The sequence below is a fragment of the Leifsonia sp. NPDC058248 genome (assembly GCF_042881905.1).
Classification (GTDB): Bacteria; Actinomycetota; Actinomycetes; order Actinomycetales; family Microbacteriaceae; genus Leifsonia.
Genome location: NZ_JBHVXB010000005.1, coordinates 247,554 through 260,863, shown reverse-complemented (window position 1 = coordinate 260,863; position 13,310 = coordinate 247,554). Strand labels below are relative to the sequence as shown.

Sequence of the window (13,310 nt, the reverse complement as noted above, 5' to 3'; positions counted from 1 at the left end):
AGCTAACGCTCTCGCGACGACGAACATGTGAACACCCTCACAATCGCGCCACATAAATCTCGAATGGGCAGGTGTGGGGTGGGGGAACTTCAATTACTCTACAAGAGTTTTGGCAGGGTAACGAATCGGATACAGCTCAGTGCTTGTCGCCCGGGAGTGTCACGTCGCTGACATACGGGATGCGCGATCGGAAGACCACGACCATGTCCACGACCAGCGACCCGATCACCCCGGCGATGAGGCTCAGGAACAGCACGACGGGGTCGATCCACGGCTGATCCTTGAGGATCACGGCGAGCACGATGAACAGTGCGAACTTGAGCAGCCAGCCGCCCAGCACGATGCCGAAGAACAGCCCGACGAACAGGTCGCTGCCGATGAAGCGGTTGGCGATGAGGATGCTGAGCGCCGTGATGCTGAGGAACACGACCGCCATGAGCGTACCGATGAGCGCGCTCGTGACGCCGACCCAGCCGGCGAACACTCCCCCGAGCACCGCGCCGACCACGGCGATGACGACGGCGAGGATCGCACCGTACTTCAGCACATCCTTGAACACGGGGGTCGAAGTGGGCTGTACGGGCCGGCCGGGCGAAGGCGTTCCGCTCTCGGGGTCGGTCATGGTGTCTCCTTGATGCTGGGTGGGGTGCTGCCGGGCGGGGTCGTCCCACCCGGGGCGCCGCTGTGCGGGGTGCCGCTGCGGGGGGCGCCGCTCGGCGGCGTGGTCTCGAGCGTGTCGGCCTCGATCTCGGCCTCGGACTCACTCGCGATGTCGAGCTGATCGAGGTGGGCCGTCGCATCCGCTTCGTGCGTGCCGACCGGCGCGAGCTCGGCGGCGGCCTCGTTGGCCTTGCGGCGGCTCAACGGCGCGAGCGTGAAGGCGGTGCAGATCACGAGGCCGACGGCGACGAAGACGATGGCCATCCAGTACGGGTCGAAGAAGAACAGCAGGCAGCCGATCGACAGCACGGCCGTCCACGCATAGAAGATGAGCACCGCGTGGAGGTGGGTGTGTCCCATGTCGAGCAGCCGGTGGTGCAGATGCTTGCGGTCGGCGCTGAACGGCGACTTGCCCGCGCGCAGCCGCCGGATGACCGCCAGCCCGAAGTCGAGCAGCGGCACGATCAGCACGGCGAACGGCAGGATGATCGGGATGAACGCGGGCACCAGTGACGAACGGCCGAGTGTCGGGAGCACCTCGGGGTTGATCGTGCCGGTGACCGAGATGGCGGACGTCGCCATCAGCAGTCCGATCAGCAGTGCGCCCGCGTCGCCCATGAACATCTTGGCCGGGTGCCAGTTGAGCGGCAGGAAGCCCGCGCACGCCCCGACGAGGATGGCCGCGATCACCCCGGCCAGGCTGAAGTAGTTCTGCGGGCTGATCTCACGCTGCAGCAGATAGGTGTACACGAGGAACGTGCCGTTGGCGATGAGGGCGACTCCTGCCACCAGCCCGTCGAGCCCGTCGATGAAGTTGATCGCGTTCATCACGAGGACGATCGCGAAGAGCGTGATGATGATGCTCATCACCGGCGATCCGACCGTGAGGCCGCCGATCGGCAGCGAGTAGATCTGCACTCCGAGCCAGGCCACGAGACCGGCCGCGACGAACTGACCGGCCAGCTTGGTCATCCAGTCGAGGTCCCAGATGTCGTCGGCCACGCCGATGACGACGATGAGCAGGGAGGCGCCCAGGATGGCGAGGATCGGGCCGGAGTCGGAGAAGATCAGACTCAGCACGCCGAACTGACTGGAGAGCAGGTAGGCCACGGCGAAGGCGACCAGGATCCCGAGGAACATGGCGATCCCGCCGAGCCGCGGAGTGGGCGTCGTGTGGACGTCCCGAGCCCGGATCTTCGGGTACAGCCGGTATTTGAGGCTCAGTTTGTAGACGACGAGCGACATCCCGAACGTGATGACCGCCGAGATCAGGGCGAGGGCGAGGAGGAGGGTCACGGCTCACGCATCCGAGGGGGTCTCGGTGGGCTCCGCGATCTTCTCGGCCGCGGCCAGCTGATCGCCGACGACCGCACGGATCTGCTCCTCCGAGATGACTCCGTGCCGCAGGATGCGCAGCGGTCCGGTGCCGGCCGCGAGCGCTGTGGCGTCGACGATGGTCGACGAGGAGTCCTTCGCGTCGACCGGTCCGTAGGCGGCGCCGGCCTCGCCGCCGTCGAGGTAGACCTCGACGGAGTCGCCGAGCATCCCGTCCGCCTCAGCGGCCGTGCGGGCGGCCGGTTCGCCGGTCAGGTTCGCGGACGAGACGGCGAGCGGGCCGGTCTCGGAGAGCAGTTCGAGAGCGATCGTGTCGCTGGGCATCCGGAGCGCGACCGTGCCGCGGGTCTCCCCCAGGTCCCACACGAGGGACGGCTGGGCGGGGAGGACGACCGTGAGACCGCCCGGCCAGAACTCCCGCACCAGGTCGGTGACGGCCTGCGGGACCACCTCGGCGAGGGCGGCGAGGGTCGGGATGCCCGGGATGAGCACGGGCGGAGGCGACTGACGACCGCGCCCCTTGGCGTCGAGGAGCCGCTGGACAGCGGCCGGGTTGAACGCGTCGGCGGCCACACCGTACACCGTGTCGGTGGGGATGACGACGAGCTCGCCGCGGCCGATGGCGGCGCGAGCCAACCGCATGCCGGAGAGGAGTTCGGAGTCGACCGAACAGTCGTAGATGGGAGCCATGTCGGCACAATGATAGTTGAGCGATCACAAGGTTCCCTGTTGACGGGTCGATACTGGAAGCGATGGACGTCTACTTCTTCGACTGCGATAAGACCCTCTACGACTACGACTTCCACAAGCGGCTTCCGATGCTCGCGCAACTCGGCCACGTCAGCCAGTACCGGCTCGCCTCCACGTGGTGGGCCGGCGGGTTCGAGCGCGCGGCCGAGATCGGCGAGTACTCGACCAGCGAGGAGTACCTCGAGGCGTTCGCCGAGGTCACCGGCGCGAAACTGTCCCTCGAGCAGTGGCAGCAGGCGCGCAAGGCGGCCATGACCCCGATCGACGGCTCGATCGCCGCCCTCCACGAGGCGGCCGGACTCGGGACCGTCTCGCTGCTGTCGAACAATCCGATCCCGTTCAAGGACTCCCTCCCCGTCCTCACCCCGGAGATCGTCGACGTGCTCCAGGGCAACGACCTCGTTTCCGCCGTGCTCGGCGCGCGCAAGCCCGAGCGGCGCATCTACACCCGGGCGCTCGGACGGTTCGGTGTCGAGCCGGGCGACGCCATCCTGTTCGACGACTCGCTGGCGAACGTTGAAGGCGCCCGCGAAGTCGGGATGCACGCGTTCCACTTCACGAAACGCGACGACGGCAGCTTCGACGTCGACGGGCTGCGCGACGCGCTCCACGCCTTCGCGCAACGCGACCGCTGATGCTCTTCGTCTTCGACATGGACCAGGTGCTCTTCGAGTACGACTGGCAGCGCCGGATGTCCGTGATGACCGAGCTGACAGGTTTGAGCCTGACCGAGCTGAGGGACCGGTGGTGGAACGCTGCGGGCGAGGGCGCCGCCGAGGCCGGAGCGTATCCGTCGGCGGACTCCTACCTGGCCGCGCTCTGCGACGCGCTCGGGACCAGCGTGTCGGAGCGCGACTTCCTGCGTGCTCGCGGCGGAGCGATGACGGCGTGGCCGGTCTCGCTGCAGGCGGTCGCCCGCGCGGCCTCGTACGGCACCGTCACCCTGCTCACCAACAACGGCCCGCTGGTGGGCGAGAATCTGGCGACGCTCGCGCCCGAGCTGGTGCCGTTGTTCGGCGAGGCACACCTGTTCGCCTCGTCCGACTACGGCGCCCGCAAGCCCGACCCGGTCGTGTTCGAGCGGGTGCTGGAGAGGTACGGAGCGGAGCCGTCCGAGACGTTCTTCGCCGACGACCTGCCGGAGAACGTGGCGGGGGCCGCATCCGTCGGCATCGCGGCCCACCTGTTCCGCACCCCGGCGGCGCTGCTCGCCGCCGTCGACGCGTTCGCTCACGCCCCCGCTCACGCTCCCGCTCCCGCTCCCGCTCCCGCTCGCGCTCCCGCCATCGAGTCCGGAGTTGCTGGGTCGAATCGAGCGATTTCGACCGATTAACTCCGGACTCGGTGGCGGGTGGCGGGTGGCGGGTGGCGGGTGGCGGGTGGCGGCTAGCGGCGACCGGCCTTGCGGCGGAACAGCCAGGCGGCCCAGATGTAGGCGCCGACCGTGATCAGCAGGCACCAGCCCACCGCCCACCAGGCCCGGTCGCCGACCGGAGTGCCGAACAGCAGCGCGCGGATCGTCTCGATCACCGGGGTGATCGGCTGGTTGTCGGCGAACCACTGCAGCCACTCCGGCATCGTGTCGGTGGGCACGAAAGCGCTGGACAGGTACGGGACGAACAGCAGGGCGAACCCGTAGCCGCTCGCGGCAGCGGTCGTGCGGGCGGCCAGGCCGATCGCGGCATACAGCCACGTGATGGCGAGGATGAACAGGGCGATCATCCCGATCGCACCGAGCCAGGCGAGCGGTCCGGCGGTCGGACGGAACCCGACCAGCAACGCGACGCCGATCACCACGCCGGTGGCCATCAGGTTGCGGGCGAGACTCGCGACGACGTGACCGGTGATCACTCCGTTCGCGCGCAACGGCATCGTGCGGAACCGGTCGACGATCCCGTTGGTCATGTCGTCCGCCACGTCGACCGCCGTGCTCGACGAGCCGAAACCGGCGCAGAGCAGGATGATCCCCGGTACGACGTAGTTCACGTAGCCTCCGCCGCTGTCGAGCGCTCCCCCGAACACGAAGGTGAACAGGAGCATCAGCATGATGGGGAGCACGATCGCCATCGTGAGCGCTTCGACGTTGCGGAGCGTGTGGCGGATGCTCCGGCCCACGAAAACGAGGGTGCTCGTGGCGCCGGAGACGGCACGGTCGGCCGGTGCGGCGACCGCGACGGGGCGGGTGTCGAGTGCGACGGTCATCGGATGACCTCCAGTTCTTCTGCGGCGGCGGTGGTGGTGTCGTGCGAGGCGGTGAGGGCGAGGAACACGTCGTCCATGCTCGGCTTCCGGATGCTGACGCTCGCGCCCGGCACGCTCGCCGCGTCGAGCACATCGATGGCCGTGCGCAGTCCCTGTACCGTGCCGTCGGTGGGGAGCTCGCGCACGATCTCGTCGTCCGGGTTCCGGAGCTCGACGACTTCTCCCCCGACGCGCCCCTTGAGCTCGGCGGCCGTGCCCTGGGCCACCACCCTGCCGTGGTCGATGACGGCGATGCGGTCGGCGAGCAGGTCGGCCTCCTCCAGGTACTGCGTCGTGAGGAAGATCGTGATGCCCTGCGCGGCGAGCCCGAGGATCATCGTCCAGAGGGTCTGCCTGCTGCGGGTGTCGAGACCGGTCCTCGGCTCATCGAGGAAGATGACCGGCGGCGTCGCGACCAGGCTGATCGCGAGGTCGAGCCGCCGCCGCATTCCTCCCGAGTACGTCCTGACCCGCTTGCGGGCGGCATCGGCGAGGTCGAAGCGCTCGATGAGTTCGGCGGCCCTGGCGCGAGCATCCGGAGCGCTGTAACCGGAGAGGCGCGCCATCATCCGGAGGTTCTCTTCGCCCGTGAGCACCTCGTCGACCGCTGCCGACTGGCCGGTGAGGCTGATGGCGCGCTTGACGCTGTCGCGGTCGGCGACCACGTCGTGACCGTCGACGCTGGCCGTGCCGGAGTCCGGGGCGACGAGCGTGGCCAGGATGTTGATGAGCGTGGTCTTGCCGGCCCCGTTCGGCCCGAGCAGCGCGAAGACGGTTCCTGCCTGCACGCGCAGGTCGATTCCGTCGAGGACGCACTGGTCGCCGAACGATTTGCGGAGGTCGCTGACCTCGATGGCGTTGGCTGCCATGATCGTTTCCTTTCTCGTTCTTCTAGGATGGTTCTTCTGCGTATTGCGCAAACTGTTTATGTCGCATACGGTTTTGTTTAAGTAATACACAGTTCTAGGATGGGTGTCAACGACCGACCAGGAAGGCGGCAGACATGGCCGACGCCGTCGAAGACGCGCTCCCCCGCGCCGTCGCCCTCAGCTGGGGAGTCGCCGAGCGCCCCCAGCGCGGGCCGAAACGCGAGCTCAGCATCGAGCGCATCGTCGAGACCGCCATCGAGATCGCCGACACCGAAGGGCTTCCGGCCGTCTCGATGAGCAAGATCGCGACCACGCTCGGCTTCACGACGATGTCGCTCTACCGCTACGTCACGAGCAAAGACGACGTGCTTCTGCTCATGCAGGATGCCGTGTGCGAGATCCCGATCCCGCCCGACGACGAGATCACCGACTGGCGGGCCGGGCTGCGCGAGTGGGCGGGGGCGTCGATCCACGTCATCCGAGCGCATCCGTGGTTCCCTGACATCCCCATCTCGGGGATGCCGCTGATGCCGAACAATCTCGCTGTGCTCGACTGGGGTCTGCGCGTGATGCAGGGGCTGCCGCTCACCGATCCCGAGAAGATGTCGACGGCGCTGCTGCTCAGCTCGTATGCGCGTGCGGTGGGTGTGGTGGAGCGCGACGTGTCGCAGGCCCGCGAGAAGGCGACTCAGCCGGCACCGCGGGGCGAAGCGTTCACCGAGGCGCTGTCCGAGCTCGTCACCGACGTGCGGTTCCCCTACCTGGCGCCGCTGGTGCGCTCCGGCGTCTATGCCGACTCGGAAGGCGACGACGAGCAGGACGACTTCGCCTTCGGCCTGGAACGCATCCTCGACGGCATCCAGCATTACGTGGATGCTCGCGCAGCAGGCAGGCCCGTCGCGGCCGCCGAGCCGCGACCCGAGCCGGTGCCCTACGACAAAGCGGTGCGGGAAACGGCGAAAGCGCGTCGCGAGGCCGAGAGCAGACTGCGTGACGCGCGCAAGCGGGAGCGGGACGCGATCGCGAAGGCGCGCGAGCGGCAGGCGAAGGCCGAGGAGAAGGCGGCTGCGAAGGGAGCTGGGAAGGGTTCAGGGAAGGACGCGATGGGGTAGGACCGGGCGCGCGGAGCGGACGCTGGGGCGCGACTGAGTAGAGAACCCGCGCGTCAGCGCACGGCGGTCGTCGTACGATCGCGCAGGGTGAGGTCGCGATGAGTCGAGGCAGCGCGCCAGCCGTCGGCCGTCAGGATGTCGCGGATCTCCTGGCCCTGCAGCTCGCCGTGCTCCAGCACGAGCGTGCCGCCAGGGTGCAGCAGCCGCTGGGCGACCTGCGAGATGGTGCGCACCACATCCAGCCCGTCCTGGCCGCCGTAGAGCGCGGCCGGCGGGTCGAAGAGACGCACTTCCGGGTCCCGCGGGATCGCCTCGGCCGGAATGTACGGCGGGTTGGAGACGACGACGTCCACGGTTCCATCGAGGTCGGGCAGGGCATCCGCGAGGTCGACGAACACGACCCGGGCGTTCGCCGCACCCGACTCCTCGACGTTTCGGCGGGCCCAGATGAAGGCCTCGGGCGAGTTCTCCACGGCCAGGATGCGCGCCTGGGGCACCTCGGTCGCCATGGCGAGGGCGATGGCGCCGCTCCCCGTTCCGAGGTCGACGCCGATCGGTTCCGGACTCGGGACGGCCCGCAGCGCGTCGATGGCGAACTGCGCGACCTGCTCGGTCTCGGGCCGCGGCACGAAGACGCCGGGACCGACGGCGAGTTCGAGCGAACGGAAGGGCGCGCGCCCGGTGATGTGCTGCAGGGGTTCGCGGGCGGCCCGCCGCTCGGTGAGCTCGCGCACGCGAGCGGTGTCGTTTTCGCCGATCTCCGACCCCATGAGCGCGAGGGCCTGGATGCGCCCCCTCCCTTCGCCGAGAACGTGGCCGATCAGGAGTTCGGCGTCGACCTCGGGGTCGGGGACGCCGGCGCGCGCGAGCACGCCGGACACCTCGTCGCGAAGGGTGCCGATGGAGAGGAGAGAGGAGTCGGGTGGGGTCATCGCCCGTCGAGCCTAGCGGGCAAGTCCGGGGGCGTCACAACGAGCCCGGGACCGGTCCGGAAGATTAGAGTGGTGACGCCCATCTCATCTCGCCATAAGGAAGAGGCCATGACAGGTCACATCTACGAGAACATCACCGAAGCGGTCGGCAAGACCCCGCTCGTGAAGCTGAACCGGCTCACGGAGGGGCTGAACGCCACGGTGCTCGGCAAGCTCGAGTTCTACAACCCCGCCGGCAGCGTGAAAGACCGCATCGGCGTGGCCATCGTCGATGCGGCGGAGAAGTCGGGCGCCCTGCGTCCCGGCGGCACGATCGTGGAAGGCACGAGCGGCAACACGGGCATCGCGCTCGCGATGGTCGGTGCGGCGCGCGGATACAAGGTGATCCTGACGATGCCGGAGACGATGAGCAAGGAGCGGCGCGTGCTCCTGCGCGCGTTCGGCGCGGAGATCGTGCTCACCCCCGGACCCGACGGGATGCGCGGCGCAGTCGAAACGGCCAAAGAGATCGTGGCGTCCACCGACAACGCGATCTGGGCGCAGCAGTTCGCGAACGAGGCGAACCCGGCGATCCACCGTGCGACGACCGCGGAGGAGATCTGGGCGGACACCGACGGTGGAGTCGACATCTTCGTCTCGGGCGTGGGAACCGGTGGCACGATCACCGGCGTCGGCCAGGTGCTCAAGCAGCGCAAGCCCGGGGTGCAGGTGGTCGCGGTCGAGCCGCTCGACTCCCCCATCCTGAACGGCGGCAAACCGGGACCGCACAAGATCCAGGGCATCGGCGCGAACTTCGTTCCCGAGATCCTCGACACGACCGTCTACGACGAAGTGATCGACGTGTCGTTCGACGACTCGATCGAGGTGGCCAAGAAGCTCGCGAGCGAGGAAGGCATCCTGGCCGGCGTCTCGTCGGGCGCGATCGTCTGGGCCGCCCTCGAACTGGCGAAGCGCCCGGAGAACGCCGGAAAGACCATCGTCGCGGTCGTGGCCGACACCGGTGAGCGGTACATCTCGACGCCGCTCTGGGCCGACCTGCTCGACTGAGCATCCATGGCGTTCCTCTCCCGCCCCCGCGAAGACATCGCGAACGCGCGCAAGCACGACCCCGCGGCGCGCAACGCTGTCGAGATCTCTCTCGCATACTCGGGGTTGCACGCCGTGTGGTCCTACCGCCTCGCGCACCGGATGTGGCGGGCCGGCCTGAAAACGCCGGCCCGCCTCCTCTCGCAGTTCACGCGGTTCCTGACGGGGATCGAGATCCACCCGGGCGCGACCATCGGCCGCCGGTTCTTCATCGACCACGGGATGGGGGTGGTGATCGGCGAGACGACGTGGATCGGCGACGACGTGATGCTCTACCACGGGGTCACTCTCGGCGGCCGCGGCAGCGGGCACGGCAAGAGACACCCGACGGTCGAGAGCGGGGTGACGATCGGCGCGGGTGCGAAGGTGCTCGGGGCGATCACGATCGGGACCCGCACGGTCATCGGGGCCAACGCCGTGGTGGTGCACGACGCGCCGGCGGACTCGGTGCTCACCGGGGTGCCGGCGCGAGCCCGCCCGCGTTCCGGGCACGAGGCGATCGCCGGCGACGAGTGGATCGACCCCGCCATCTACATCTAGCAGCGCCGAGCCCGTCTGGCCGGCGACGAGTGCAGAAGTGCGGTCAGTCCTCGGTGCCGAGATCGGCCAGGCGCGCCTCCTCGTCGGCAAGGATGCACGACTCGATCACGGGCTCGAGGGCGCCGTTCATGACGGCGTCGAGGTTGTAGGCCTTGTAGCCCGTGCGGTGATCGGCGATGCGGTTCTCGGGGAAGTTGTAGGTCCGGATGCGCTCCGAGCGGTCCATGGTGCGGATCTGGCTCTTGCGCACGGCCGCGGCTTCAGCGTCGAGCTCCTCCTGCTGGCGCGCGAGGACGCGGGCACGCAGCACGCGCATCCCCGCCTCGCGGTTCTGCAGCTGGCTCTTCTCGTTCTGCATGGCCACGACGATGCCGGTCGGAAGGTGCGTGATGCGCACGGCGGAGTCGGTGGTGTTCACCGACTGGCCGCCGGGACCGCTCGACCGGTAGACGTCGATCTTGAGGTCGTTCTGGTTGATCTCGACCTCTTCGGGCTCGTCGACTTCGGGGAAGACGAGCACGCCGGCGGCGGAGGTGTGGATGCGCCCCTGCGACTCGGTGGCCGGCACACGCTGCACACGGTGCACGCCGCCCTCGTACTTGAGGTGCGCCCACACGCCTTCGGCGGGGTCGGACGAGTTGCCCTTGATGGCCAGCTGCACGTCTTTGATGCCGCCGAGGTCGCTGGAGGTCTGCTCCAGGATCTCGGTCTTCCACCGCTTCGACTCGGCGTAGTGGAGGTACATGCGCAGGAGGTCGGCGGCGAACAGCGCGGACTCCGCACCGCCCTCACCCATCTTGATCTCCATGATCACGTCGCGGCTGTCGTTCGGGTCGCGCGGGATGAGCAGACGACGCAGCTTCTCACCGGACTCGGCCAGGCTCTCCTCGAGCCCCGGGATCTCCTCGGCGAAGGTCTCATCCTCCGCAGCGAGCTCCTTGGCGGCGGCGAGGTCGTCGTCGAGCTGCTTCCACTGGTTGTACGACGCGACGATGCGGCTGAGCTCCGCGTAGCGGCGGTTGACCCGCTTGGAGCGCACGGGGTCGCCGTGCAGCTCGGGGTCGGCCAGCTGCTCCTGCAGGTCGTCGTGCTCGGCGATCAGGCCGTTCACCGATTCGAACATCGCGTCTTCCTCACTCTGTTGCTGCTGTCTCCGGGCAGTCGATACTGTCTCCGGGCAAGGAAAAGTGCCCGCCCGCCCCGGCTGAGCCAAGGTGGACGGGCACTCTCAAAGCTAACGGTGGTCGTGCTCGCTGGAGTGCGAGTGCGCCGTTCCGTGGCCGTTGACCGGAGCCGCGGGCATCGACTTCTGCACCTGCATCAGGAACTCGACGTTGCTCGTGGTCTCCTTGAGGCGGCCGAGGACGATCTCGAGCGCCTGCTGCTGGTCGAGCCCGGCGAGGGCGCGGCGCAGCTTCCAGGTGATCTTGACCTCGTCGGCGCCCATGAGCATCTCTTCGCGGCGGGTGCCGGAGGCGTTGACGTCGACAGCCGGGAAGATGCGCTTGTCGGCCAGCTGGCGCGACAGGCGGAGCTCCATGTTTCCGGTGCCCTTAAACTCCTCGAAGATGACCTCGTCCATCTTGGACCCGGTCTCGACGAGCGCCGAGGCGAGGATCGTGAGCGATCCTCCGTGCTCGATGTTGCGGGCTGCGCCGAAGAAGCGCTTGGGCGGGTAGAGCGCCGAGGCGTCGACACCACCCGAGAGGATGCGACCGGATGCCGGCGCGGCCAGGTTGTACGCACGGCCCAGGCGGGTGATCGAGTCGAGCAGCACGACGACGTCGTGGCCCAGCTCCACCAGACGCTTGGCGCGCTCGATGGCGAGCTCGGCGACCGTGGTGTGGTCTTCGGCAGGACGGTCGAAGGTGGAGGCGATGACCTCGCCCTTCACCGTGCGCTGCATGTCGGTGACCTCTTCGGGACGCTCGTCCACCAAGACGACCATGAGGTGGACCTCAGGGTTGTTGGTGGTGATGGCGTTGGCGATCTGCTGCATCACGATGGTCTTGCCGGCCTTGGGCGGCGCGACGATGAGGCCGCGCTGACCCTTGCCGATCGGGGCGACCAGGTCGATGATGCGCTGCGTGATCTTGCCGGGCTCGGTCTCGAGACGCAGACGCTCCTGCGGGTACAGCGGCGTGAGCTTGCCGAACTCGACGCGTCCCGCTGCCTCCTCGATTGTCTGGCCGTTGATCGAGTCGACCTTGACGATCGCGTTGTACTTCTGGCGGCTGTTGTTCTCGCCCTCGCGCGGCTGGCGGATGGCGCCGACCACGGCGTCGCCCTTGCGCAGGTTGTACTTCTTCACCTGGCCGAGGGAGACATAGACATCGCTGGCGCCGGGCAGGTAGCCCGAGGTGCGCACGAACGCGTAGTTGTCGAGGACGTCGAGGATGCCCGCGACAGGGATCAGCACGTCGTCGTCGGCGATCTCCGGCTCGAGGTCGTCGTTGCCGACTCCTCCGCGACGCTTGCGGTCGCGGTAGCGGCTGCGGCCCGAACGGTCGGACTCGGCCTGCGCCTGAGCGTCGTTCTGCGGACCGTTGTTGCGGTTCTGCTGGCCGTTGCGGCCCTGCTGACCGCTGTCGCCGCGCCCGGACTCGTCGTAGTCGCGATCGCGATCGCGATCGCGATCGCGGTCGCGCTGACCCTGCTGGTTCTGGTTCTGCTGGTTCTGGCCCTGCTGAGCCTGACCCTGCTGACCCTGCTGGCCCTGACCCTGCTCGGCGCCCTGGCTGTTCTTGTTGCGGTTGCGGTTGCGGTTGCGGCCCTGACGGGGCTGCTGCCCCTGCTCGCCCTGGCCCTGCTCGCCGCTCTGGCCCTGCTCGCCGCCCTGAGCGTCCTGAGCATCCTCAGCGAAGCCGTCGGCCTGCTCGGCCCGGTCCTGCTGAGCGCTCTGCTCGTTCTGCTCGCCCTGACCACGGCCACGACGGCGTCCGCCGCGCTGCTGACCCTGCTCGGCCGGCTTCTCGTCGGCGGGCGACTCGGCGCCCTGCGTGCCCTGCGCCTGCTGTGCGGCGTTCTCGCGGGAGGCGAGCGCCGAGTCGAGCAGTGCGTCGACATCCGGGATCAGCGCGTCGACACCGGTGCTGCCGGAGTTGACGTGGGTCGCTGCCGGGACGCCGGCGCCGACGGCGTCGGCGCTGGTCGCACGCCGCGAACCGCGACGACGCGGCGCACCGGTCTCCGCGGGGGCCTGGGCCGCTGCGTCGGGCAGCACAGCCTCGCCGACGTGCGGCTCGGCCGAGACGGGCTCGGCGATGAGCGGCTCGAGGAGCACCTGCGACGCCGCGGTCGCGTGCTCGACGGGCTCGACGGCATCGCCGGGCACGGCTGCGTCGCCGGAACCGGTCGGCGCACTGGCGGCACGGGCGGCCGAGATGGCCTCCACGAGCTCGCCCTTACGAAGTTTGTTGGCGCCCTGCAGACCCAGCTGAGAAGCGAGAGCCTGAAGCTCCGCCACCTTGAGGGTCGCCAGATCGCTGGTGTCCACGCCCCCGGCGTGGAGTTTGACATCAGTCACAGAAGAGGATTCCTTTCCCCCGACATGCGTCTTTCGCAGTCGTATGGAGCGCTCGTCACATGAACTGCCCTGTGATCGATGGAGCTCGCTCGATGCGTTCTGATCCGCTCGACGTGGCTCCCCGATTGTTATTCGGGTACTCAGGTAGGAGTGACGGCATGATTGCTAGAAGTCACCCGAAGATCAGATTCGCTCGTGACGCGGTTTTCTGCGGGTGCGGCGTCAGTTTACCACCATTGGCGACAGGCTTTTGACCTCC

The 13,310-nt window shown here is 68.5% G+C and carries 13 protein-coding genes; 5 read left to right on the top strand and 8 right to left on the bottom strand.

Going from position 1 to position 13,310, the window contains the following annotated elements; translation table 11 throughout:
• Window positions 1-136: 136 nt before the first annotated feature.
• From ACFVV5_RS10545 to ACFVV5_RS10535, 3 genes are read right to left on the bottom strand one after another with little or no spacing between them, the layout of a single operon-like run.
• Window positions 137-622, bottom strand: coding sequence for a hypothetical protein (locus ACFVV5_RS10545; RefSeq protein ID WP_387243080.1), 486 nt, complete (start codon window positions 620-622; stop codon window positions 137-139).
• A complete protein-coding gene (locus ACFVV5_RS10540) occupies window positions 619-1,956 on the bottom strand; it encodes an MraY family glycosyltransferase (protein WP_387243077.1) in 1,338 nt (445 codons plus the stop codon). The genes ACFVV5_RS10545 and ACFVV5_RS10540 overlap by 4 nt, the downstream gene beginning before the upstream one ends.
• A 3-nt stretch (window positions 1,957-1,959) precedes the next feature.
• The gene (locus tag ACFVV5_RS10535; protein ID WP_387243074.1) at window positions 1,960-2,685 is read right to left on the bottom strand and encodes an L-threonylcarbamoyladenylate synthase; all 726 of its coding nucleotides are present in this window, start codon (window positions 2,683-2,685) and stop codon (window positions 1,960-1,962) included.
• Window positions 2,686-2,747: 62 nt separating this feature from the next.
• On the opposite strand from ACFVV5_RS10535, the gene ACFVV5_RS10530 reads away from it, so the two are divergent.
• Together ACFVV5_RS10530 and ACFVV5_RS10525 are read left to right on the top strand one after the other, a co-directional pair.
• Window positions 2,748-3,380 (top strand): HAD family hydrolase, encoded by a 633-nt coding sequence (locus ACFVV5_RS10530; RefSeq protein WP_387243071.1) that lies wholly within the window; start codon window positions 2,748-2,750, stop codon window positions 3,378-3,380.
• Window positions 3,380-4,078: an HAD-IA family hydrolase gene (locus ACFVV5_RS10525; protein ID WP_387243068.1), complete on the top strand. Its 699-nt coding sequence runs from the start codon at window positions 3,380-3,382 to the stop codon at window positions 4,076-4,078. Before ACFVV5_RS10530 ends, ACFVV5_RS10525 begins: the two co-directional genes overlap by 1 nt.
• 53 nt (window positions 4,079-4,131) lie before the next feature.
• Here the strand turns inward: ACFVV5_RS10525 and ACFVV5_RS10520 are convergent, their stop codons facing one another.
• Entirely contained in the window at window positions 4,132-4,947 is an 816-nt protein-coding gene (locus tag ACFVV5_RS10520) for an ABC transporter permease (protein ID WP_387243064.1), read from the bottom strand.
• Window positions 4,944-5,855, bottom strand: a complete 912-nt coding sequence (locus ACFVV5_RS10515; RefSeq protein ID WP_387243061.1) for an ATP-binding cassette domain-containing protein — start codon at window positions 5,853-5,855, stop codon at window positions 4,944-4,946. The genes ACFVV5_RS10520 and ACFVV5_RS10515 overlap by 4 nt, the downstream gene beginning before the upstream one ends.
• Window positions 5,856-5,989: 134 nt before the next feature.
• Here ACFVV5_RS10515 and ACFVV5_RS10510 point away from each other — a divergent pair, with 134 nt between their 5' ends.
• Entirely contained in the window at window positions 5,990-6,967 is a 978-nt protein-coding gene (locus ACFVV5_RS10510; RefSeq protein WP_387243058.1) for a TetR/AcrR family transcriptional regulator, read from the top strand.
• 53 nt (window positions 6,968-7,020) lie between these two features.
• On the opposite strand, the gene prmC is transcribed toward ACFVV5_RS10510, so the two are convergent.
• Complete coding sequence (gene prmC, locus ACFVV5_RS10505; RefSeq protein WP_387243055.1) at window positions 7,021-7,899, bottom strand: peptide chain release factor N(5)-glutamine methyltransferase; 879 nt, start codon at window positions 7,897-7,899, stop codon at window positions 7,021-7,023.
• Between the two features lie 108 nt (window positions 7,900-8,007).
• Between prmC and cysK the strand changes: the two genes are divergently transcribed.
• Window positions 8,008-8,946 (top strand): cysteine synthase A, encoded by a 939-nt coding sequence (gene cysK, locus ACFVV5_RS10500; RefSeq protein ID WP_387243052.1) that lies wholly within the window; start codon window positions 8,008-8,010, stop codon window positions 8,944-8,946.
• Window positions 8,947-8,952: 6 nt separating this feature from the next.
• Window positions 8,953-9,525: a serine O-acetyltransferase EpsC gene (gene epsC, locus ACFVV5_RS10495; RefSeq protein ID WP_387243049.1), complete on the top strand. Its 573-nt coding sequence runs from the start codon at window positions 8,953-8,955 to the stop codon at window positions 9,523-9,525.
• A gap of 43 nt (window positions 9,526-9,568) precedes the next feature.
• Here the strand turns inward: epsC and prfA are convergent, their stop codons facing one another.
• Window positions 9,569-10,648, bottom strand: a complete 1,080-nt coding sequence (prfA, locus tag ACFVV5_RS10490) for a peptide chain release factor 1 (RefSeq protein WP_387243046.1) — start codon at window positions 10,646-10,648, stop codon at window positions 9,569-9,571.
• Between the two features lie 111 nt (window positions 10,649-10,759).
• Complete coding sequence (rho, locus tag ACFVV5_RS10485; protein WP_387243043.1) at window positions 10,760-13,051, bottom strand: transcription termination factor Rho; 2,292 nt, start codon at window positions 13,049-13,051, stop codon at window positions 10,760-10,762.
• Between the last annotated feature and the right edge of the window lie 259 nt (window positions 13,052-13,310).